Genomic DNA, 21,610 nt, shown 5'->3' with positions numbered 1-21,610 from the left:
GTTTAGTTGAAATGATGCAAAAAAATAAAAGCTTCCCATACCACTTAATGTGGTGTTGGAAGCTTTTATTTTTTGATTGTCTGATCGATGTTCTGCCTCATGAACACAGGAATTCGGCACTACCCATCGTCATCTTCATCCGAGATAGTAGTCGCCCCGCCTTCGCCATACTCCACCTCCATCAGTGTCAGGGCATGCGGCATGGCGGTCGGACCGGCTAGTGAGCGTGACTTGCCTTCCAGTATGCGTTTCATATCAGCAGGCAGCAGCTTGCCTTGTCCCACCCACAGCAACGTTCCCATAATGACGCGGACCATGTTATAGAGAAAGCCATTCCCCGTAATATATAGATGAAGCGCGTCACCTTCCTGCTCAAAGTATGCTTCATATATGGTGCGAATATGATGCGGCTTCGTCGAATGGATAGACGTGTAAGAGGTGAAATCATGCGTACCGATCAAATGCCGCACACCCTCCGCCATCGCTTCTGCATTCAGCTTGGTCGGGTGATGGAAGCGATACGATCTGGCAAACACATCCGGAAATTTGCCCCTATCGATCGAATACCGATAGGTTTTGCGTTTTGCCGAGCGCCTGGAGTGGAAGCCGTCCGGTACATCCCATGCATCCAGAATGACGATATCTTTGGGGAGCCGCGTATTCAGCGCAATCGCCCAACGTTCAGTCGGTATTGTCGACGCCGTATGGAAGTTGAATACTTGTCCCAACGCATGCACTCCGGCATCCGTTCGCCCAGAGCCAATAATGACGATATTTTCCCCTGTCAGATGCTTAATAGCCTTCTCAATCTCGTCCTGCACCGTCCGTCCGTATGGCTGCGATTGAAAACCGTTAAAGCTCGTTCCGTCATAACTGACCTTTACGCCGATATTACGCATTGTTGTCACCCTCTACCCGTTATCAACTTAGATTTTAAGTCGGTGAAATCGACCTATTTGGCCACGCGCTGCCTCGTTTGCAGCTTTAAGTCGATTTCAGCGACCTAAAACATCGGTCACCCTTACTTTCGTACGTTTAAGTCGATGAAATCGACCTATTGGACCTCCACTAGTAACGATCTTGAAGCCGCGTCTTAGTCTGACCGCTTGCAAGCAAACAAAAAAGGCGGTCCAGAGGGACCACCCTTTACTTGCAACAACCTACGCGCGGTCAACCAGCTCAAGGTAAACCATAGGCGCGGCATCACCGCGACGAGGACCCAGCTTCAGGATACGCGTGTATCCGCCTGCACGCTCCGAGTAGCGAGTAGCCAGTTCGGAGAACAGCTTTTGGATTGCGTCTTGCTCACCATTTACGGATTCGCGACGCACGTATGCTGCCACTTGACGACGAGCGTGAAGATCACCTTTCTTAGCTTTAGTGATCAGCTTTTCAGCGATAGAACGAACCTCTTTCGCTTTAGCTTCTGTCGTTTGAATGCGCTCATACAGGAACAGATCAGTAACGAGGTCACGGAACAATGCTTTCCGCGCACTTGCGTCACGTCCCAATTTTTGATATGCCATCTTGTTTTCCCCTCCCTTGCTCTGTTGTCAGATCTAGCTGTGAACTGCTATTCTTCCATGCGAAGGCCAAGGCCCAGCTCTTCCAGCTTCTCTTGAACTTCCTCAAGCGACTTGCGGCCCAAGTTACGAACCTTCATCATGTCCTCTTCGGATTTCGTGATCAGCTCTTGAACGGTATTGATGCCTGCACGTTTCAAGCAGTTATATGAACGTACCGAAAGATCCAGCTCTTCGATGGTCATCTCCAAGACTTTCTCTTTCTTATCTTCTTCCTTCTCAACCATGATCTCCGCATCTTTGGCTTCATCCGTTAATCCAACGAACAAGTCCAAGTGCTCGGTCAATATTTTAGCGCCGAGGCTTACAGCCTCTTCAGGGCGAATACTGCCATCCGTCCATACTTCCAGCGTCAGCTTGTCATAGTTCGTGACTTGGCCGACGCGAGTGTTTTCTACGCTGTAATTAACGCGAGTAATGGGCGTGTAGATCGAATCGACAGGAATGACGCCGATCGGTTGATCGTCGCTCTTGTTCCGGTCCGCTTGCACGTAACCGCGTCCCCGATTAGCAAAAATCCGCATATGGAGTCGCGCTCCGGAGGCCAAGGTCGCAATGTGAAGATCAGGGCTTAAAATCTCGACATCGCTATCTGCCCGAATGTCTCCCGCTGTTACGTTGCCTTCGCCTTCCGCGTCGATTTCCAGCACCTTCTCTTCGTCGGAGTGGATTTTGAGCGACAGGCCTTTCAGGTTCAGGATGATTTCCGTTACGTCTTCAATCACTCCAGGAACCGTAGAAAACTCATGCAGCACGCCGTCAATTTGAACCGACGTTACAGCCGCACCAGGCAATGACGACAACAGAATTCGGCGAAGCGAATTTCCAAGCGTCGTGCCGTATCCGCGTTCCAGCGGCTCGACCACGAAACGTCCGTAGGTTCCTTCATCGTTCAGTTCTACGGTTTCGATTTTCGGCTTTTCGATCTCAATCACAATAGTACCCTCCTTCAAACGTCGCTCCGTTACCTTGTCGTTTTTATGTCAAATCTCGTAGTATGCCAAACCTTCACAACCATTATTCACAAGTTGCTGTTATTTGATACCACCGTGGATCAGACTATACGCGACGACGTTTTGGCGGACGGCATCCGTTGTGTGGAACTGGCGTAACATCCTTAATGAGGTTAACTTCCAATCCAGCAGCTTGAAGCGAACGGATCGCAGCTTCACGGCCTGCGCCTGGTCCTTTAACCATAACTTCGACCGTTCTCATGCCGTGCTCCATTGCTGCTTTCGCAGCGGATTCAGCAGCCATTTGAGCGGCAAACGGGGTGCTTTTGCGGGAACCCTTGAAACCAAGGTTGCCGGAGCTAGCCCATGAAATTGCGTTACCGTGCGGGTCGGTGATCGTAACGATCGTGTTGTTGAACGTGGAACGGATATGTGCCACGCCGCTATCAATATTTTTCCGGTCGCGACGTTTTGTACGGACGACCTTTTTTGGTTTAGCCATTGATCATTATCCTCCCTTCTTATTTCTTCTTGTTCGCTACAGTACGACGAGGACCTTTGCGCGTGCGAGCGTTAGTTTTCGTACGTTGACCGCGAACAGGAAGACCGCGACGGTGACGAAGACCACGGTAGCAGCCGATCTCAGTCAGACGTTTAATGTTAAGTGAAATTTCACGACGAAGGTCGCCTTCCACTTTTACGGATTTGTCGATGGCTTCGCGCAAACGAGCCAGCTCGTCTTCAGTCAGATCGCGAACGCGAGTGTCCGGATTAACTTCAGTCGAAGCTATGATTTTTTGAGACGTCGTTTTGCCGATACCAAAAATATACGTCAGGGCGATTTCAACGCGCTTGTCGCGCGGAATATCTACACCAGCTATACGTGCCATGGGCTATATTTCCCTCCTTTTATCCTTGTTTTTGTTTGTGTTTCGGATTTTCACAAATCACCATAACGTTGCCTTTGCGACGAATGACTTTGCATTTTTCGCAAATCGGCTTAACCGAAGGTCTAACCTTCATTGTGATTACCTCCCGAATCTTTCGTGGGCAAGCCGTAAGTCACGGCCTACTTCCGATAGGTGATGCGCCCTCTTGATAAATCATAAGGCGATAACTGTATAACCACTTTGTCTCCTGTCAGGATGCGGATAAAGTGCATTCTGAGCTTGCCGGAAACATGGGCGAGAATCTGATGACCGTTCTCCAGCTCCACCTTGAACATGGCATTTGGCAACGGCTCAATAACCGTGCCTTCGACCTCAATGACGTCTTCTTTAGCCAACCGTCATTCTCCTTTCGCATACGCGTACTTCTGAATCACATAACGTAACTTGGCATTGGTCACCCTGCCGGACTCTTGCAAGCTGGTTGTAACCTCTTGACTGATGGCAGGCTGTAACTGTAAATGCAGAACGTTCTTTTTCTTCGGCAAATCGAATCTTCTCTTGTCGCCGTCCGCAATCATAACGAATCGCTCGTCAATGATTCCAATGACAACGGCATAGCTCTCTTCGTCTTTGCCTCGAAGCACTTTGACGATCTGCCCAACTTGCGGTTGAGTTTCCATCGACCTAAGCCTCTGGCTGCTCTGGCAATTTGGTCAAAATCTCAAAGCCGTCCTCCGTGACGACAACCGTGTGCTCGAAGTGAGCGCACCAGGAAGCGTCTTGCGTTACCACTGTCCAATTGTCCTCAAGCGTCCGGACATATCGTTCACCGATATTGACCATCGGCTCGATTGCAAGCGCCATACCCGGCTTCAGACGCGGCCCTCTATCCGGTATGCCGTAGTTCGGTATTTGCGGTTCTTCATGCAGATCCGCGCCGATTCCGTGCCCTACGTATTCCCGAACGACCGAGAAACCTGCCGCTTCGATAACCTTTTGGATGGCGTGCGATACCGTATAGAGTCTAACATCCGGCTTCACGAGCGCAAGACCCGCATACAGCGACTCTTCCGTTACGTCTAGCAGCCTTTGAACTTCAGGCGTTACGCTGCCGACCGCGTAGGTCCAAGCGGAATCACCATGATAGCCCTCATACTGCGCGCCGATGTCGATACTTATAATATCGCCCTCGTTCAACTTGCGTGATCCAGGGAAGCCATGTACCAGCTCGTCATTGACAGAAGCGCATATGCTGGAAGGAAATCCATTGTAACCTTTAAATGAAGGAGTAGCGCCTTGGCTTCTAATGTACTTCTCGGCAATCGCGTCGAGCTCACCCGTAGTGATGCCCGGCTTAACCGCCTGTGCCATTAGACGATGCGTCTCCGCAACGATGCGTCCGGCTTCCCTCATTAATCGCAGCTCCGATTCGGATTTGCATATTATCATTACAACGTACCTTTCAAGCAGGAAACGATATCGGATGTAACGACATCAATATCTTTCTCGCCGTCGACTTCGCGCAGGAGACCCTTACCGCTGTAGTAGTCAAGAAGCGGAGCCGTCTTGGACGTGTATTCGTCCAGGCGCGTGCCCACTTTCTCCTCTGTATCATCAGAACGCTGATACAGCTCTCCACCGTCCTTATCGCAGACGCCTTCGACTTTCGGAGGATTGAATAATACATGGTAGGTCGTTCCGCAAGATTTGCAGATGCGTCTACCCGTCAAACGAGCAAGCAGCAATCCGCGATCAACTTTCAAGTTTACGACATGGTCAATGCTGCGGCCCAGCTCGCTCAGCATTACATCAAGCGCTTCGGCTTGCTGCAGCGTACGAGGGAATCCGTCGAGCAAAAACCCTTTTTGGCAATCATCCAGAGCCAGACGCTCTTTCACAATGCCGTTTGTAATTTCATCTGGAACAAGCAGACCTTGATCTACATATTCCTTTGCTTTCAAACCAAGCGGCGTCTCTTGCTTCATCGCAAGGCGGAACGCATCGCCAGTCGAAATGTGCGGGATACCGAACTCTTCTACGATACGTTCAGCTTGCGTACCTTTGCCGGCTCCTGGAGGGCCCATGAATAAAATGTTCATTACCGTGTTCCTCGCTTTAAACACAATAGGCTCGTTCGGGCTACGCGTGAATGCGCTGCAGCCCGCCTTCGAACCTAATGTTATTTATTGATAAACCCTTTGTAATGGCGTTTGATCAACTGGCCCTCGATCTGCTTCATCGTATCAAGCGCAACGCCGACAACGATGAGGAGCGAAGTACCGCCAAGCTGCACCGAGCGCGGTAATCCAGCCAATGCTCCGAAGAACACTGGGAAAACGGAGATAAGCGCCAGGAAGATTGCACCTGTCAACGTGATCCGCGACAAAACGCGAGTCAGGTAGGACGATGTCGGCTTGCCTGGACGAATGCCCGGAATGTATCCGCCATTCTTCTTCATCTGATCAGCCATCTGTACCGGATTAATTTGCACGAATGTGTAGAAGAAAGTGAAACCGATAATCAGCAATACATAGAGGACCATGCCAAGCGCTTGGTCATACTGCATATTGTTGATAATCCATTGCGCCCAAAGCTTATCGGACCAGAAGTTCGCAATTGTTGTCGGGAACATGAGCAACGAAACCGCGAAGATGACCGGGATAACCCCTGCGCCATTGACCTTCATCGGAATGTGAGTCGATTGTCCGCCGTACATTTTGCGTCCGACAACACGCTTCGCGTATTGAACCGGAATCTTCCGGATACCTTGCTGGATGAAGATAACACCAACGATAATTGCGATAATCACAATTACAATCAGTAGCATCTTCGCAATGTTCAAGAAGAGCTGATCTTGAGCACCAACGAACTCGGCCTCATAAATCGTGCGAATGTGGCCAGGAATACCGGCTACGATCGCTGCGAAGATCAGAATCGAGATACCGTTACCGATACCTCTCTCCGTAATTTGCTCGCCAAGCCACATCAGGAAGGCTACGCCTGCCGTTAGGATGATGGCGATGACCAAGTAATCTACGAAGGTAGCGCCAGGAATCATCTCAAATCCGAACTGGCGGTTAAAGCCGATCGCCGTAGCGAAGCCTTGCACCAAACCGAGAATGATTGTTCCGTAACGCGTAATTTGAGCTAGTTTCTTTTTACCGTTTTCGCCTTCTTTTGCCCACTCTGCAAACTTAGGAATTACATCCATCGACAACAGCTGCACAATGATGGAAGCTGTGATATATGGCGTAATAGAAAGTGCGAAGATGGAGAACTGGAAGAGCGCTCCGCCGGAGAACGTGTTCAGCAGGCCGAACAAATCAGCACCTGCCGAATCCATGTTCTTGAATACATCTTTGTTAACACCCGGTACCGGAATAAAGGATCCGATCCGATAAATGAATAGGATGAAAAGCGTGAATAGGATCCGTGTACGCAGATCCGCCACTTTCCATATGTTGGACACGGTTGTGAACAATTAGATCACCTCGGTTTTACCGCCGGCAGCCTGGATTTTCTCTACCGCAGATTGAGAGAACTTTTTCGCCTTAACAGTAAGAGCTACTTTCAATTCACCATTACCCAAGATCTTGATTCCTGCCAAAGGATTTTTGACAATTCCTTGTTCAAGAAGAACTTCTGGTGTAACTTCAGTACCTGCTGCAAAGCTGTTCAGCTCTTCAATGTTGACAATCGCATATTCGGTACGGAAAGGGTTGTTGAAGCCACGTTTCGGAACGCGGCGGTACAATGGGTTCTGTCCGCCCTCAAAACCTGGGCGAACGCCGCCGCCGGAGCGAGCGTTTTGACCTTTGTGACCTCTGCCGGCCGTCTTGCCGTTACCGGTACCGATACCGCGACCTTTGCGCTTTGGCGCTTGAGTCGAGCCCGGTGCTGGTGCTAAGTCGTGCAATTTCATCGTTCGTGCACCTCCTTGTAGATTTCGTAAATGTCCGATCTATTCTTTAAACCTCTTCAACTTTAACCAAGTGGCTGACATGGTTAACCATGCCGCGAATAGCCGGGCTGTCGTTAAGAACGACCGATTGACGAATTTTGCGAAGGCCGAGCGATTCAACCGTTGCACGTTGTTTCTCGTTGCGGCCAATCAAACTGCGAACGAGGGTGATTTGCAATTTTGCCATCGTATGTCCCTCCTTAACCTAACAGCTCTTCGACTGTTTTTCCACGCAACTTGGCAACGTCTTCCGCACGTTTCAGACGGGAGAGACCTTCAAGTGTCGCGTTAACCATGTTCAGGGAGTTCGAAGAACCAAGAGATTTCGTTAAAATGTCGCCTACGCCTGCAAGTTCAAGAACTGCACGAACAGGGCCGCCTGCGATAACACCAGTACCTTCGGAAGCCGGCTTCAGAAGAACTTCTCCTGCGCCGAAATGTCCGATTACAAGATGTGGAATTGTTGTATTTACGAGTGGTACGTGGATCAGGTTTTTCTTAGCGTCTTCAATACCTTTGCGAATCGCATCAGGTACTTCGCCCGCTTTACCGATCCCTGCGCCAACGTAGCCTTTGCCGTCGCCAACTACTACAAGCGCGCTGAAGCTGAAGCGGCGTCCGCCTTTAACAACTTTTGCTACGCGGTTGATGTGAACGACTTTTTCAGTCAGTTCTAACGTATTAGGATCTACACGCAAGTCATTTTACCTCCTTATTAGATATTAGAAACTCAGGCCTGCTTCACGAGCTGCTGTAGCCAGTGCCTGAATTCTGCCATGATACAGATAACCGCCACGGTCGAACACGACCTCAGTTACGCCTTTTGCTTGAGCGCGTTGTGCGATCAATTCGCCAACTTTCGCAGCGGATTCAACGTTGCCGCCGTTACCGATTGCGCTAACCAGTTCTTTATCCTTAGTGGATGCGGATGCCAGTGTTACGCCTGCTACGTCGTCGATCAATTGAGCGTAAATGTGCTTGGAGGAACGGAATACAGACAGACGCGGACGTGCTGCTGTGCCGTTGATTTTCTTACGAACACGAAGGTGTCTTTTCAGACGAGCCTTGTTTTTGTCGCCTTTCGTAATCATGCTTGGTTCACTCCTTTCCTTTTGCCTTAGGAAGCTATCTTAAGGAACGTCTCACGTTCCTTACTTCTTCTTACCAGCTTTACCTTCTTTGCGGATGATGCGCTCGCCTTCGTATTTGATACCTTTGCCTTTATACGGCTCAGGCTCGCGTACGGAACGGATTTGAGCGGCAACAGCGCCTACGCGCTCTTTGTCGATACCGCGAACGGTAATTTTCGTGTTAGCTGGAACCTCAAACTCGATGTTGCTCTCGGGAGCAATCTCAACCGGGTGAGAGTAACCAACGTTCAGCACGATTTTGTCGCCGGATTTGCTTGCACGGTAACCTACACCAACGAGCTCCAAGTTTCTTGAGAAGCCGTCTGTAACGCCTGTCACCATGTTTGCGATAATGCTGCGAGTCGTTCCGTGCAGGGAACGATGCATTTTATTGTCGGAAGGACGTTCAACCACGATCTCGTTCTCCGTTACATTCACTTTCATTTCCTTATGAATTTCACGGGAAAGCGTGCCTTTAGGTCCTTTTACAGTAATCACTGTGTTGTCCAAGTTGATGCTTACACCAGCAGGGACTGCAATTGGTTTACGACCAATACGGGACATTGTTACACCTCCTGTCTTTCTGACTTATTTCTTACCAAACGTAGCAGACAACTTCGCCGCCGGATTTAACCTGACGAGCTTCTTTGTCTGTCATTACGCCTTTGGACGTGGAAATAATCGCAATTCCAAGTCCGCCAAGCACGCGAGGAATCTCAGTTGCTTGCGTGTAAACACGCAGGCCTGGTTTCGAGATACGCTTCAAACCAGTGATAACGCGCTCTTGGTTAGGGCCGTATTTCAAGAAAATACGGATAATCCCTTGTTTGTTGTCCTCGATATATTCTGCATCGCGGATAAAGCCCTCGCGCTTCAAAATTTCTGCGATTTGCTTCTTCACTTTCGAAGCAGGCATTTCCACAGTTTCGTGACGAACGACATTCGCGTTACGAATACGTGTCAGCATATCTGCAATCGGATCAGACATAACCATTTATGTGAACCTCCTTCCCGAACTAGGCTTGATTACCAGCTTGCTTTTTTAACGCCAGGAATCTGGCCCTTGTATGCTAATTCGCGGAAACAAATCCGGCAAATTTTAAACTTTTGCAAAACAGAGTGCGGACGGCCGCAACGCTCACAGCGCGTATAAGCGCGCACTTTGAATTTCGGTGTGCGTTGTTGCTTCACTTTCATCGAAGTTTTTGCCACTGGGTATTACACCTCCTAAAAGTGGATTACTTCGCAAACGGCATGCCCATTTGGGTCAGCAGCTCGCGAGATTCTTCGTCCGATTTCGCCGTCGTTACGATGACGATATCCATACCACGTACTTTGTCAACTTTATCGTACTCGATCTCTGGGAAGATCAGCTGTTCTTTAAGGCCCAGCGTGTAGTTCCCGCGACCGTCGAATGCTTTGGTCGATACACCGCGGAAGTCACGTACGCGTGGAAGCGAGATATTGAACAGTTTATCAAGGAAGTGATACATGCGCTCGCCGCGCAGCGTAACCTTAACCCCGATTGGCATGTCCTCACGAAGCTTGAAGCCTGCAATAGACTTCTTCGCACGAGTGACAACCGGCTTTTGACCGGAGATGATGCGCAATTCTTCAACTGCAACATCAAGAATTTTGGAGTTGGAAACCGCTTCGCCAACACCCATGTTGATTACGACTTTCTCAATTTTCGGCACTTGCATAACCGAAGTATAGTTGAACTTCTGCATCAAAGCAGGAGTGATTTCATTAAGAAAGCGACCTTTCAATCTTGCTGTCATTGATCATGGACCTCCTTTCCTACATTAACGATTAGTCGATCACTGCTCCGGATTTTTTAGCAATCCGTACTTTTTTACCGTTGTCCTGCACTTTGTATCCGATGCGAGTTACTCCACCGTTCTTCGGATCAACGTGCATCACATTCGATACATGAATCGGAGCTTCTTGCTCGATGATTCCGCCTTGCGGGTTCGCTTGGGAAGGACGCGAATGCTTCTTCACCATGTTCACACCTTCAACAAGTACGCGGTTCTCACGCGGATAAGCTGCGATGACGCGGCCCTTCTTACCTTTGTCCTTACCGGTAATGACGATAACCGTATCATCTTTCTTCACGTGCAGCTTGTTGTTGTGGGATTCCAATACTTTTTTCAGCCTTGGCATTTATTACACCTCCTGCTCGCTTAAGCTTTCAGGTTTTATCTGGTCAATCCTTAAATTACTTCTGGTGCAAGCGATACGATTTTCATGAAATCCTTATCGCGAAGCTCACGAGCAACTGGTCCAAAGATACGCGTGCCGCGCGGGCTCTTATCTTCTTTAACGATTACTGCAGCATTCTCGTCGAATGCGATGTAGGAACCGTCTTTACGACGAACGGAACGTTTCGTACGAACGATAACCGCTTTTACTACGTCACCCTTTTTGACAACGCCGCCTGGTGTTGCTTGTTTGACGGAGCAAACGATCAGGTCACCGATGTGCCCTACGCGACGGCCAGTACCACCCAAAACGCGGATACACATCAATTCTTTAGCGCCAGAGTTGTCGGCAACTCTCAAACGTGTAAATGGTTGAATCATTTTGACGTCCTCCTTCCGGAAAAAATGCTAGGCTACTGCTTGCGCGCTTTAGAGAACGATAGCTACTTCAACGACTTCTACCAGTCTGAAGCGCTTGTCTTTCGATAGTGGACGAGTCTCCATGATTTTCACGGTATCGCCAATTTTCGCTTGGTTGTTTTCGTCATGCGCTTTGTACTTTTTCGTGTACTTGATGCGTTTATGGTACAAATCATGTTTTTTGTAGGTTTCTACAGCCACCACGATTGTTTTATCCATTTTGTCGCTTACGACTTTGCCGATTTGAACTTTGCGGGCATTGCGTTCGCTCATGTTCTTCCTCCTTCCTTCATCCGTGATCGTACTTGTCTTGGTAAGGATCTATTAGCTGCTGATTCCGAGTTCTCTTTCACGCAAAACGGTTTTAGCACGAGCTATTTCCTTACGCACGTCACGAATCCGAGTCGGGTTGTCCAGTTGGCCAGTAGCCAATTGGAAACGAAGGTTGAACAGCTCTTCTTTGAAACCAGCGATCTGTTGTTCAATCTCAACAGAGGTCAGGTTGCGAAATTCACTAGCCTTCATTTGCTTCACCACCCACTTCTTCGCGTTTCACGAACTTCGTTTTTACAGGCAGTTTGTGAGCCGCAAGGCGCATTGCTTCACGAGCTACTTCTTCAGGTACGCCAGCAAGCTCGAACATGATTTTGCCCGGTTTAACAACGGCTACCCATTTCTCAACGTTACCTTTACCGCTACCCATACGAACCTCGAGAGGCTTTTGAGTGATCGGCTTGTCAGGGAAAATTTTAATCCATACTTTACCGCCACGCTTGATGTAACGTGTCATCGCGATACGAGCCGCTTCGATCTGACGGTTCGTAATCCAAGATGGCTCAAGCGCTTGAAGGCCGTATTCACCAAATGCTACTGTAGTGCCGCCTTTAGCGCGGCCTTTCATGTTACCGCGTTGTTGCTTACGGTGTTTTACGCGTTTAGGTACCAACATGATTAGTTGCCTCCTTCCAGGGGAGCTTTCTTCTTCGTAGGAAGGACTTCACCGCGATAGATCCATACTTTTACGCCGATGCGGCCGTAAGTTGTATGAGCTTCTGCTGTGCCGTAGTCAATGTCTGCGCGCAGCGTATGAAGCGGAACCGTTCCTTCGCTGTAGCCTTCCGAACGTGCGATTTCAGCGCCGCCAAGGCGTCCGCTAACCGCTGTTTTAATCCCTTTAGCGCCAGCTCTCATGGAGCGTTGGATCGCTTGTTTCAGTGCGCGACGGAAAGATACCCGACGCTCTAATTGTTGAGCGATGCTTTCAGCTACCAAGATAGCGTCCATATCCGCTTGTTTGATTTCAGAGATATTGATGTGAACTTTTTTGCCTTTAGTAATTTTGCCAAGCTCCGTACGCAGGTTTTCAACCTCGGAACCGCCCTTGCCGATAACCATACCCGGCTTAGCCGTTTGGATCGTCACGTTCACGCGGTTAGCCGCGCGTTCGATTTCGATGTGGGAAACTGCAGCGTCTTTCAGCTTGTTCTTCAAGTACTCACGAATTTTAACGTCTTCTAGAAGAAGATCGCCAAAGTCTTTGCCAGCGTACCATTTGGATTCCCAATCACGGATAATCCCGACACGAAGGCCGACTGGATTTACCTTTTGACCCACACGTTATCCCTCCTTATTTTTCAGATACCACCAAGGTGATGTGGCTGGTTCTTTTATTAATCCGGCTAGCACGTCCCATTGCACGAGGACGGAAACGTTTCATTGTTGGTCCTTGGTTCGCAAATACTTGCGATACGACCAATTTGTTTACGTCTAGCTGGTAGTTATGCTCAGCGTTCGCAATTGCGGAGTTGAGCAGCTTCTCGATAATCGGGGAAGCCGATTTCGGCGTATGACGCAAAATCGCAATCGCTTCGCCTACTTGCTTGCCGCGAATCAAGTCCGCTACGAGCTGCGCTTTGCGAGGAGCGATACGAACGAACTTAACGTGCGCTTTAGCTTCTTGCATGTGGGAACCTCCTCTCGTTCATAAAAAAATGATAAAGGGCAAATTAACGTCTGCCCGTTTTTTTGTCATCACTGGCATGGCCTTTGTACGTACGAGTTGGCGCGAATTCGCCAAGCTTGTGTCCAACCATGTCCTCTGTCACATATACCGGCACGTGTTTGCGACCATCATAGACAGCAAAAGTGTGACCGATGAATTGCGGGAAAATGGTCGAGCGACGGGACCAAGTCTTAATAACGACCTTTTTGTTCGTCTCGTTCAGATCCTCGACTTTCTTTAGCAGATAGCCGTCGATGAACGGACCTTTCTTCAAACTGCGACCCATGTAGAATCCTCCCTTCGCATAAGCGCTGGCGTGAGATCTCTCTCACGCGGATGGTATCAAGCAACTATTACTTCGTACGGCGACGAATAATGTATTGGCTCGATGCTTTCTTTTTCTTACGAGTTTTGTAGCCCAGAGTCGGTTTGCCCCATGGGGACAATGGCGATTTGCGTCCGATTGGAGCACGGCCTTCACCACCACCGTGTGGGTGATCGTTCGGGTTCATTACGACGCCGCGTACTTCAGGACGTTTGCCAAGCCAACGGGAACGGCCGGCTTTACCGATTTTCACGAGTTCGTGATCTTCGTTGCCTACGGAGCCGATTGTTGCGCGGCAAGTGCTCAGAATACGGCGAACTTCGCCAGAGCTCAGGCGAATCGATACATAATCCGTTTCTTTACCCAGCAATTGAGCTTCAGTACCCGCTGCGCGAACCAACTGGCCGCCTTTGCCCGGTTTCAACTCAATGTTGTGGATAACTGTACCAACAGGGATGTTCTTCAGCGGCAAAGCGTTGCCGATTTTGATATCCGCTTCCGGTCCAGAGACGATTTGATCGCCTACTTTAAGGCCTTTCGGTGCGATGATGTAAGCTTTCGCGCCGTCAACGTAATGAATCAGTGCGATGTTGGATGTACGGTTCGGATCGTATTCGATCGTCGCAACGTTACCCACAACGCCATCCTTCGTACGTTTGAAATCAATGATACGATATTTACGTTTATGTCCGCCGCCATGGTGGCGAACCGTAATTTTACCTTGGTTGTTACGGCCTGCTTTTTTGAAAAGCGGAGCCAGCAACGATTTCTCCGGCGTACTTGTCGTGATCTCTTCGAAAGTGGAGACGGACATGTTACGACGCGCAGGAGATGTCGGTTTGTACTTTTTGATTGGCACTTGTATTCCCTCCTTTTCTAAACAGACGTTTCAAAGAACTCAAGTTCTTTGCTGTCATCGCTCAATTGAACGATTGCTTTTTTCCAGTCAGGTCTGTATCCGCTATGTCTGCCATAACGTTTTGGTTTACCTGCAACACGCATCGTGTTCACGCCGGTTACTTTTACGTTAAAGATTTGTTCAATAGCTTGTTTGATTTCGGTTTTGTTCGCGCGAAGGTCAACTTCAAACACATAACGTTTGGCAGCCATGTAATCGCTCGTACGTTCCGTAATAACCGGGCGCTTGATAATATCGCGAGGATTTTTCATTACGCAAGCACCTCCTGTACTTTCTCTACTGCTTCTTTAGTGATAATCAGCTTGTCGTATACAAGCACATCGCGAACATTGATGCCGTCAGCTGCGACGAACTTCACGCCAGGGATGTTGCGAGCGGACAATGCTACATTATCCTCGTAGTTAGCCGTAACAACCAGTGCCTTGCGGTCAACTTTCAGGTTGCTAAGGATGCCTGCGAATTCTTTCGTCTTTGGAGCCGCGAATGTCAATTGATCCAGTACGATGATGCTCTCAGCGATCACTTTGGAAGACAATGCGGATTTGATAGCCAGACGACGAACCTTCTTAGGCAATTTGAATCCGTACGTGCGTGGCGTTGGACCGAATACAGTACCGCCGCCAACCCATTGCGGGGAGCGAATGCTACCTTGACGTGCGCGGCCTGTGCCTTTTTGTTTCCAAGGCTTACGACCGCCGCCGCGTACTTCGGAGCGACCTTTCGTTTTGTGCGTTCCTTGACGCTCTGCAGCCTGCTGCAGAACGACAGCGCTATGCATAACATGAGTGTTAGGCTCGATACCGAATACGCTATCTGCCAGTTCAAGTTCGCCTACTTGCGAACCGCTCACGTTAAATACTGTTACTTTAGGCATTTCGTGTTCCTCCTTTCCTCAAGAGCGATTAGTTCTTAACTGTTTGTTTTACTTTAACGAAGCCGTTTTTAGGACCCGGTATGGAACCCTTGACCAGAATCACGTTGCGTTCTGCGTCTACACGGATAACTTCGAGTTTTTGAATCGTGATTGTCTCGTTACCCATGTGACCTGGAAGGCGTTTGCCTTTCGGTACGCGGTTCGCTTGAATCGAACCCATGGAGCCTGGTCCGCGGTGATAGCGGGAGCCGTGAGACATTGGTCCAGTGCTTTGTCCCCAACGTTTGATAACGCCGGCAAAGCCTTTACCTTTCGAAATACCTGTTACGTCAACAAATTCGCCCTCTGCGAACAAGTCAGCTTTCACTTCCTGGCCAACTTCATACTCACCAAGGTTAATCCCGCGAATTTCACGAACGTAGCGCTTAGGAGTCGCGCCCGCTTTCTTAGCGTGGCCGATCTCTGGCTTGATCGCTCTCTTCTCTTTCTTATCGGAGAAACCAAGTTGAACAGCTTCGTAGCCGTCGGTTTCTACGTTTTTCTTCTGGAGAACAACGTTAGGACCAGCTTCGATTACCGTTACTGGAATTACGTTGCCTTCAGGAGTAAATACTTGAGTCATTCCAAGTTTTTTCCCTAAGATACCTTTCATGTTGACACCTCATTTCCTCTCTATGATCGTATATACGGCTTAAAGTTTGATTTCGATATCTACACCGGATGGCAGATCCAGACGCATCAACGCATCAACCGTTTGCGGCGTAGGATTCACAATATCGATCAAGCGCTTGTGTGTGCGCATTTCGAATTGCTCACGGGAATCCTTGTACTTGTGCACCGCACGGAGAATAGTGATGATTTGCTTTTCCGTTGGCAACGGAATCGGCCCGGATACGCCTGCACCGGAACGTTTTGCAGTTTCCACGATTTTCTCAGCGGATTGGTCAAGAATTCTGTGATCGTATGCTTTCAAGCGGATACGAATCTTTTGCTTTGCCATATAAGTCCCTCCTTCTTTCGCCCAATTTTTTAATCGGACATACTCCGTGAGAAAACCCGCCACAAGCTCCATGGCAAAGGAGCCGGGTGTGTCGGCAACCTCTCACATCAACGCAACGTCAGACCAACAGTCAATATTATATCGGATTGGGCGGGCATTTGCAACTAAAACTTCCGTCTTTCTGAATAATTGTTGTTCATGCGGGAAACCGCGTCGTTGTGGGCTTTTGGGAAAGCGAAAATTCTGACCGTGAGAGATAAGGCGGGTAGATTATTAGAGTAGATGGGTACTTATTTGTAAAAGGAGTAGAGTAGCTTCATCGTTAGCTTAGTTACATTATAAAGGCACTCAGTTGTATCGCCTCCCAGTAGTGAGCACGTGACTTATGTTAGCGGTTGATTTATACGACTTAGAGCCTCGTGCTTAACGCATATATTCTATTTAGGTCGGTATGATCGACTTACAGCTGTATTCTGCACGCATTTGTCCTTTTAGGTCGATATGACCGACTTAAAAAATGCATTTCGCTCATCTGCATACGTTTAGGTCGGTATAACCGACTTACAGCTGTATTCTGCACGCATTTATTCTTTTAAGTCGATATGACCGACTTAAAACGCATTTCACTCACCTGCATACGTTCAAGCCGTTCCAAGCGACTTAAACATTTGCGCTGACTCTACTCATATCTTCATGTGGTTCGGTTGCCCTCAGATATCTGGATTGGTTTAAGACAGATTTACCTTTAGCAGCTGCTCTTTACCACATCCATCAACCTAGTTAAATGCATACTCGCCTTAAATACCTCATAAAAGTCCACTATCAACGTATTTATCCAATTAATCATTCACTCTTACATTGCCCCTTAACGAGTTTCTTCTATATAAATAGTGCAACAGAAAAAGCAGCGACATCATGTCGCTGCTTTTTCTACTGGATCAATTAACCATTCACGCAGGCTCGTAACCAATAATCACACAGCCTCGTTATTCCCACAAAAGCTACTAACCAAGCACAACACGATCATCAGCCATCTTCTTGCCGCTGATGCGTTCGAACTCACCAAGCAAGCGTTCCACGGTGAGGCCTTTCTTCTGTTCCTCATCTACCTGAAGGATAATTTTGCCTTTGTCCATCATGATCAGACGGTTGCCCAGTCGAATTGCCTGCTCCATATTGTGTGTAACCATGAGCGTTGTCAGATTCAACTCACGCACGATATTCTCCGTCAACCTCGTGACCAGCTCTGCACGAGCCGGATCAAGCGCTGCCGTATGCTCATCCAACAATAAGATCTGAGGTCTCGTAAAGGTAGCCATCAGCAAGCTTAACGCTTGCCGCTCGCCGCCGGAGAGCAATCCCACTTTAGCCGTTATACGGTTTTCCAAGCCAATGCCAAGCCGGCTGAGCTCTTCACGGAATACTTTGCGATTCTTGCTCGTAACACCCAAGGACAAACCTCGCGGCTTGCCGCGCTTGTACGCAATAGCCAGATTCTCCTCGATTGTCATACGCGGCGCAGTTCCAGCCATCGGATCTTGAAACACACGGCCGATCCATCTGCTTCGATGAAATTCGGACAGCTGACTGACATCCGTATCTTCGATTAAAATATTGCCTGCATCAGGCTTCATTACGCCTGAAATAATATTCATAAGCGTCGACTTGCCAGCTCCATTACTTCCGATAACCGTTACAAAATCTCCAGGCTTCATCTGAAGATTCGCATTCAACAATGCAATCTTTTCATCAACGGTTCCAGGATTAAATAACTTGGATACGCCATCAATTCTCAGCATTAGCGTCCACCTCCGCCCGATTGCCCCATAGACGCTAATACTTCTTCCGTACGCTTCTTAGCGGTAGACTTCGACTTAACCGCTCGGCGGACCGTCGGTACAACCAGGGCGCAGACAATAATGACAGCTGTGATCAGCTTCATGTCTTGCGCATCCAGCCATTCCACGCGCAATGCAAGCGCATATATGATACGGTAAATGATCGCGCCTAGTACAACAGCCAAAGTAGCCCGGAAGATTGTCTTTGCTCCAAAAATCGCTTCACCGATGATGACGGATGCCAAGCCGATTACGATCATACCAATACCCATCGAGTTGTTAGCCGCATTCTGCGAATGTGCGATTAATGCGCCCGAGCAAGCTACCAAAGCGTTGGATAATGCTACGCCCATAATAATCGTAATGTCCGTATTCGCGCCAAAGCTGCGAATCATGCGGCTATTGTCTCCTGTGGCGCGCAAACTAAGCCCCATATTCGTCTTGAAGAACATATCTAACCCTACCTTCGCTACAACAGCGAGAATCAGACCTATGACAAGCACTGAAGCACCGTCAAATACATTGGCTTCGCCTCTCAGCGGGACGTTAGGTTTGCCCAATATGCGCAAATTGATGGAATATAGGGCGATCATCATAATAATACCAGACAACAAACCGTTTACTTTTCCTTTTGTATGCAGCAGCCCTGTCAATGTGCCAGCCGCCGCTCCTCCAAAAAATGCAAAGATGACAGCAAGCCAAGGCGGAGTACCCGCGATAGTCATGACGGTTCCGATTGCAGCCCCGGTTGTGAAGCTCCCGTCTACCGTCAAGTCCGGGAAGTCCAAGATTCGAAATGTAATGTACACGCCTAATGCCATAAGCGCATACAACAGGCCAAGCTCAACTGCTCCTACCAACGATACAAGCATGTAAGGCACCCTCCTTTCAGGTGTCGAAAATAGCAATGGGGTGAACCAGAAGCCCGATCACCCCATCTGTTTGTTATCACATCATTAGTCCAGTTTACTCGATAATGTTGTTCTCTGGATCTTTAACATATGCTTTCATTTCATCCGTTACAGTAATGCCTTGCTCAGCTGCTGCGCTCAGATTAAGAATGAAATCCAGCTTCTCCGGCGATCTGACATCCATCTCGCCTGGCTTCTTGCCATCTTTCAGGATTTCAACAGCCATCTGGCCTACTTCATATCCGTGGTCAAAATATTTGAAGCCAACTGTTGCAAAAGCACCCTTTTCGACCGTATCACGATCTGCGGAGAAGAATGGGATTTTATTTTTGTTCACAACGTCGATAATCGATTCAACGCCTTCAACTACTGTGTTATCCAGCGTAACATATACCGCATCAACACGGCCGACCAAAGATTGCGCCGCTTGTTGTACATCAGAGCTATTCACGACAGCTGCTTTCACCAATTCAATGTTATGCTTCGCAAGCGCTTCCTGTGCGATATTGCTCATAACGACAGCGTTGGATTCACCTTCATTAATAACAACGCCAACTTTCTTCACATTCGGCAATTCCTTCGCGATAAAATCCATCAATTGAACGATCGCATCCGGATTTGTATCAGAAGCACCCGTCACATTGCCGCCTGGAGCTTTCAATTGCGGCACGAGCTTGGAATCGAGCGGGTCTGTTACAGCCGCGAACAATACCGGAATATCCTTTACTTCCTCAATTAAGCCAATGCTCGTATCCGTTGCGATACCTAGGGCCAGGTCAGCTTTGCTTGTTGCGATTTTTTGTGAAATAGATTTAATGTTATTTTGATCTGCCTGAGCATTGTTGTAATCTACTTTCACGTTCAAGCCAGCATCCTCAAGCGCTTTCAGAAAACCTTCGCGTGTTGCGTCAAGCGATGGATGTTCAACAATCTGCGAGATTGCTACCGTATATTCCTTGCCTTCCGAATTACCGCCCTCCGTTGATTTGCCTCCGCTATTACTGCCACACGCAGCAGTTACAGCCATAAGTGACGCCAGTGCCAATCCAAGCCAGAATTTTTTCTTCATACTTCAATGACCCCTCTCATTATCATCCATTTACCTTCATTGCCATTAAAAACGATTGCCGCATTAATACATTGTTGCAATGTTGCATTAATCCAATAAAGTGTATGGATATAACTGGTGAATAAAGTCGCAGTATTCGGACGACTTCATCAATTTATATACATATATTAAAGGTGCATGATAGTCACGTCAATCCTAATATTAAGGAAATAGCAATTGATAAATGAGAGAACAACAAAAAACAGCCCCGAGCTAAGCTCGGGGCCGTTCTATGTGATGCAGCTAATGCTGCATCACATTATTTTTGGATTGTAGCTACAGCGCCAGCGCCTACAGTACGGCCGCCTTCACGGATGGAGAAGCGAGTTCCTTCTTCAACCGCGATTGGAGCGATCAGTTCTACAGTAACTGTGATGTTGTCGCCAGGCATAACCATTTCAGTACCTTCAGGCAGGTTGATGATACCTGTTACGTCAGTTGTACGGAAATAGAATTGTGGACGGTAGCCAGTGAAGAAAGGCTTATGACGGCCACCCTCTTCTTTAGTCAGAACGTAGATTTGAGCAGTGAAGTTCGTGTGTGGCTTAACCGAACCTGGCTTAGCCAATACTTGACCACGCTCAATGTCTTTACGGTCTACACCGCGAAGCAATGCGCCAACGTTGTCGCCTGCTTGAGCGGAGTCAAGCAATTTACGGAACATCTCAACGCCCGTAACAACGGATTTGCGAGTTTCTTCTTGAAGACCGATGATTTCGATCTCGTCGCCAACTTTGATAACGCCACGCTCTACGCGACCTGTAGCAACTGTACCACGGCCTGTGATTGTGAATACGTCCTCGACAGGCATAAGGAAAGGCTTAGCCGTGTCGCGCTCTGGAGTTGGGATGTACGTGTCAACTTGCTCGAACAGCTCAACGATTTTGTCAGCCCAAGCACCGTCTGGATCAGACAGCGCTTCACGAGCAGCGCCACGGATGATTGGAGTGTCGTCGCCTGGGAACTCGTACTCGGAAAGAAGGTCGCGAACTTCCATCTCAACCAGTTCAAGAAGCTCTTCGTCTTCAACCATGTCGCATTTGTTCAGGAATACAACGATGTAAGGAACGCCTACTTGGCGGGAGAGCAGGATGTGCTCGCGCGTTTGCGGCATTGGGCCGTCAGATGCGGATACAACCAGGATTGCTCCGTCCATTTGAGCCGCGCCAGTGATCATGTTTTTAACATAGTCGGCGTGACCTGGGCAGTCAACGTGAGCGTAGTGACGGTTAGGAGTCTCATACTCAACGTGAGATGTAGAAATTGTAATACCGCGCTCGCGCTCTTCTGGAGCTTTGTCGATTTGGTCGAATGCGATTGCCGCACCGCCGTATCTTTTGGAAAGTACAGTTGTGATCGCAGCAGTCAGTGTTGTTTTACCATGGTCAACGTGACCGATTGTACCGATGTTAACATGCGGTTTGTTACGTTCAAATTTTGCCTTAGCCATTGAACTGAGTCCTCCTCAATATAACTTGATATTTTTTATGTG

At 48.5% G+C, this 21,610-nt stretch carries 36 protein-coding genes; all 36 read right to left on the bottom strand.

All coding sequences use genetic code 11. The annotated features are described in order from the left end of the window. Positions 1–119: 119 nt before the first annotated feature. Entirely contained in the window at positions 120–899 is a 780-nt protein-coding gene (truA, locus tag D3P07_RS25980; RefSeq protein ID WP_119803832.1) for a tRNA pseudouridine(38-40) synthase TruA, read from the bottom strand. 261 nt (positions 900–1,160) lie between these two features. After that, positions 1,161–1,526 carry a 50S ribosomal protein L17 gene (gene rplQ / locus D3P07_RS25975; RefSeq protein WP_119803830.1) on the bottom strand — a complete coding sequence of 122 codons (366 nt, stop codon included), beginning with the start codon at positions 1,524–1,526 and terminating at the stop codon, positions 1,161–1,163. Positions 1,527–1,573: 47 nt separating this feature from the next. After that, positions 1,574–2,518: a DNA-directed RNA polymerase subunit alpha gene (locus D3P07_RS25970; protein WP_116050216.1), complete on the bottom strand. Its 945-nt coding sequence runs from the start codon at positions 2,516–2,518 to the stop codon at positions 1,574–1,576. Between the two features lie 124 nt (positions 2,519–2,642). Beyond that, positions 2,643–3,038, bottom strand: coding sequence for a 30S ribosomal protein S11 (gene rpsK, locus D3P07_RS25965; RefSeq protein WP_116050217.1), 396 nt, complete (start codon positions 3,036–3,038; stop codon positions 2,643–2,645). A gap of 19 nt (positions 3,039–3,057) precedes the next feature. Then, a complete protein-coding gene (rpsM, locus tag D3P07_RS25960) occupies positions 3,058–3,426 on the bottom strand; it encodes a 30S ribosomal protein S13 (RefSeq protein WP_116050219.1) in 369 nt (122 codons plus the stop codon). A 19-nt stretch (positions 3,427–3,445) separates the two neighbouring features. Next, complete coding sequence (rpmJ, locus tag D3P07_RS25955) at positions 3,446–3,559, bottom strand: 50S ribosomal protein L36 (RefSeq protein ID WP_003333770.1); 114 nt, start codon at positions 3,557–3,559, stop codon at positions 3,446–3,448. Between the two features lie 46 nt (positions 3,560–3,605). Then, positions 3,606–3,821, bottom strand: coding sequence for a translation initiation factor IF-1 (gene infA, locus D3P07_RS25950; RefSeq protein WP_015847200.1), 216 nt, complete (start codon positions 3,819–3,821; stop codon positions 3,606–3,608). A gap of 3 nt (positions 3,822–3,824) precedes the next feature. After that, on the bottom strand, positions 3,825–4,106 hold the full coding sequence (locus tag D3P07_RS25945; RefSeq protein ID WP_119803828.1) for a KOW domain-containing RNA-binding protein: 282 nt from the start codon (positions 4,104–4,106) through the stop codon (positions 3,825–3,827). Positions 4,107–4,110: 4 nt separating this feature from the next. Then, positions 4,111–4,875, bottom strand: coding sequence for a type I methionyl aminopeptidase (gene map, locus D3P07_RS25940; RefSeq protein ID WP_119803826.1), 765 nt, complete (start codon positions 4,873–4,875; stop codon positions 4,111–4,113). Further along, complete coding sequence (locus tag D3P07_RS25935; RefSeq protein ID WP_119803824.1) at positions 4,875–5,525, bottom strand: adenylate kinase; 651 nt, start codon at positions 5,523–5,525, stop codon at positions 4,875–4,877. The genes map and D3P07_RS25935 overlap by 1 nt, the downstream gene beginning before the upstream one ends. Before the next feature lie 80 nt (positions 5,526–5,605). Continuing rightward, the gene (gene secY / locus D3P07_RS25930; protein ID WP_119803822.1) at positions 5,606–6,907 is read right to left on the bottom strand and encodes a preprotein translocase subunit SecY; all 1,302 of its coding nucleotides are present in this window, start codon (positions 6,905–6,907) and stop codon (positions 5,606–5,608) included. Next, complete coding sequence (gene rplO / locus D3P07_RS25925) at positions 6,908–7,348, bottom strand: 50S ribosomal protein L15 (protein ID WP_119803820.1); 441 nt, start codon at positions 7,346–7,348, stop codon at positions 6,908–6,910. Positions 7,349–7,394: 46 nt separating this feature from the next. Continuing rightward, positions 7,395–7,574, bottom strand: a complete 180-nt coding sequence (rpmD, locus tag D3P07_RS25920; RefSeq protein ID WP_119803818.1) for a 50S ribosomal protein L30 — start codon at positions 7,572–7,574, stop codon at positions 7,395–7,397. A 13-nt stretch (positions 7,575–7,587) separates the two neighbouring features. Continuing rightward, positions 7,588–8,085 (bottom strand): 30S ribosomal protein S5, encoded by a 498-nt coding sequence (rpsE, locus tag D3P07_RS25915; RefSeq protein WP_119803816.1) that lies wholly within the window; start codon positions 8,083–8,085, stop codon positions 7,588–7,590. 24 nt (positions 8,086–8,109) lie between these two features. Next, entirely contained in the window at positions 8,110–8,478 is a 369-nt protein-coding gene (gene rplR / locus D3P07_RS25910; RefSeq protein ID WP_119803814.1) for a 50S ribosomal protein L18, read from the bottom strand. A 60-nt stretch (positions 8,479–8,538) separates the two neighbouring features. Continuing rightward, positions 8,539–9,081 carry a 50S ribosomal protein L6 gene (gene rplF, locus D3P07_RS25905; RefSeq protein WP_119803812.1) on the bottom strand — a complete coding sequence of 181 codons (543 nt, stop codon included), beginning with the start codon at positions 9,079–9,081 and terminating at the stop codon, positions 8,539–8,541. Positions 9,082–9,112: 31 nt separating this feature from the next. Continuing rightward, the gene (gene rpsH / locus D3P07_RS25900) at positions 9,113–9,511 is read right to left on the bottom strand and encodes a 30S ribosomal protein S8 (protein ID WP_119803810.1); all 399 of its coding nucleotides are present in this window, start codon (positions 9,509–9,511) and stop codon (positions 9,113–9,115) included. Between the two features lie 32 nt (positions 9,512–9,543). Next, positions 9,544–9,729, bottom strand: coding sequence for a type Z 30S ribosomal protein S14 (locus tag D3P07_RS25895; RefSeq protein ID WP_013312154.1), 186 nt, complete (start codon positions 9,727–9,729; stop codon positions 9,544–9,546). 26 nt (positions 9,730–9,755) lie between these two features. After that, positions 9,756–10,298 carry a 50S ribosomal protein L5 gene (gene rplE / locus D3P07_RS25890; RefSeq protein WP_116050235.1) on the bottom strand — a complete coding sequence of 181 codons (543 nt, stop codon included), beginning with the start codon at positions 10,296–10,298 and terminating at the stop codon, positions 9,756–9,758. A 31-nt stretch (positions 10,299–10,329) separates the two neighbouring features. Continuing rightward, positions 10,330–10,683 carry a 50S ribosomal protein L24 gene (gene rplX, locus D3P07_RS25885; protein ID WP_119803808.1) on the bottom strand — a complete coding sequence of 118 codons (354 nt, stop codon included), beginning with the start codon at positions 10,681–10,683 and terminating at the stop codon, positions 10,330–10,332. 50 nt (positions 10,684–10,733) lie between these two features. Beyond that, on the bottom strand, positions 10,734–11,102 hold the full coding sequence (gene rplN, locus D3P07_RS25880) for a 50S ribosomal protein L14 (RefSeq protein WP_087570318.1): 369 nt from the start codon (positions 11,100–11,102) through the stop codon (positions 10,734–10,736). Between the two features lie 48 nt (positions 11,103–11,150). Continuing rightward, positions 11,151–11,414 (bottom strand): 30S ribosomal protein S17, encoded by a 264-nt coding sequence (gene rpsQ, locus D3P07_RS25875; protein WP_119803806.1) that lies wholly within the window; start codon positions 11,412–11,414, stop codon positions 11,151–11,153. A 51-nt stretch (positions 11,415–11,465) separates the two neighbouring features. Continuing rightward, on the bottom strand, positions 11,466–11,666 hold the full coding sequence (rpmC, locus tag D3P07_RS25870; protein WP_119803804.1) for a 50S ribosomal protein L29: 201 nt from the start codon (positions 11,664–11,666) through the stop codon (positions 11,466–11,468). Then, entirely contained in the window at positions 11,656–12,090 is a 435-nt protein-coding gene (gene rplP / locus D3P07_RS25865) for a 50S ribosomal protein L16 (RefSeq protein WP_068679355.1), read from the bottom strand. The genes rpmC and rplP overlap by 11 nt, the downstream gene beginning before the upstream one ends. 2 nt (positions 12,091–12,092) lie before the next feature. Continuing rightward, on the bottom strand, positions 12,093–12,755 hold the full coding sequence (gene rpsC / locus D3P07_RS25860; protein WP_119803802.1) for a 30S ribosomal protein S3: 663 nt from the start codon (positions 12,753–12,755) through the stop codon (positions 12,093–12,095). 13 nt (positions 12,756–12,768) lie between these two features. Continuing rightward, positions 12,769–13,104, bottom strand: coding sequence for a 50S ribosomal protein L22 (rplV, locus tag D3P07_RS25855; RefSeq protein ID WP_119803800.1), 336 nt, complete (start codon positions 13,102–13,104; stop codon positions 12,769–12,771). Between the two features lie 43 nt (positions 13,105–13,147). Then, the gene (gene rpsS / locus D3P07_RS25850; protein WP_068679361.1) at positions 13,148–13,429 is read right to left on the bottom strand and encodes a 30S ribosomal protein S19; all 282 of its coding nucleotides are present in this window, start codon (positions 13,427–13,429) and stop codon (positions 13,148–13,150) included. A 67-nt stretch (positions 13,430–13,496) separates the two neighbouring features. Then, positions 13,497–14,327, bottom strand: coding sequence for a 50S ribosomal protein L2 (rplB, locus tag D3P07_RS25845; RefSeq protein WP_119803798.1), 831 nt, complete (start codon positions 14,325–14,327; stop codon positions 13,497–13,499). Positions 14,328–14,344: 17 nt separating this feature from the next. Further along, positions 14,345–14,638: a 50S ribosomal protein L23 gene (gene rplW / locus D3P07_RS25840; RefSeq protein ID WP_087570311.1), complete on the bottom strand. Its 294-nt coding sequence runs from the start codon at positions 14,636–14,638 to the stop codon at positions 14,345–14,347. After that, entirely contained in the window at positions 14,638–15,261 is a 624-nt protein-coding gene (rplD, locus tag D3P07_RS25835; RefSeq protein WP_119803796.1) for a 50S ribosomal protein L4, read from the bottom strand. The genes rplW and rplD overlap by 1 nt, the downstream gene beginning before the upstream one ends. A 28-nt stretch (positions 15,262–15,289) precedes the next feature. Continuing rightward, the gene (gene rplC, locus D3P07_RS25830) at positions 15,290–15,913 is read right to left on the bottom strand and encodes a 50S ribosomal protein L3 (protein WP_119803794.1); all 624 of its coding nucleotides are present in this window, start codon (positions 15,911–15,913) and stop codon (positions 15,290–15,292) included. A 39-nt stretch (positions 15,914–15,952) separates the two neighbouring features. Next, entirely contained in the window at positions 15,953–16,261 is a 309-nt protein-coding gene (gene rpsJ, locus D3P07_RS25825; RefSeq protein WP_005544556.1) for a 30S ribosomal protein S10, read from the bottom strand. 1,004 nt (positions 16,262–17,265) lie between these two features. After that, positions 17,266–18,060 (bottom strand): ABC transporter ATP-binding protein, encoded by a 795-nt coding sequence (locus D3P07_RS25820; RefSeq protein WP_119803792.1) that lies wholly within the window; start codon positions 18,058–18,060, stop codon positions 17,266–17,268. Further along, entirely contained in the window at positions 18,060–18,971 is a 912-nt protein-coding gene (locus D3P07_RS25815) for an ABC transporter permease (protein WP_182914516.1), read from the bottom strand. The genes D3P07_RS25820 and D3P07_RS25815 overlap by 1 nt, the downstream gene beginning before the upstream one ends. 94 nt (positions 18,972–19,065) lie before the next feature. Further along, positions 19,066–20,079, bottom strand: a complete 1,014-nt coding sequence (locus D3P07_RS25810; protein ID WP_119803788.1) for an ABC transporter substrate-binding protein — start codon at positions 20,077–20,079, stop codon at positions 19,066–19,068. A gap of 298 nt (positions 20,080–20,377) precedes the next feature. After that, positions 20,378–21,568: an elongation factor Tu gene (tuf, locus tag D3P07_RS25805; RefSeq protein ID WP_119803786.1), complete on the bottom strand. Its 1,191-nt coding sequence runs from the start codon at positions 21,566–21,568 to the stop codon at positions 20,378–20,380. Positions 21,569–21,610 lie beyond the last annotated feature (42 nt).

The organism is Paenibacillus sp. 1011MAR3C5, assembly GCF_003591485.1.
GTDB lineage: Bacteria > Bacillota > Bacilli > Paenibacillales > Paenibacillaceae > Pristimantibacillus.
This window is presented reverse-complemented; position numbering and strand designations above follow the sequence as displayed.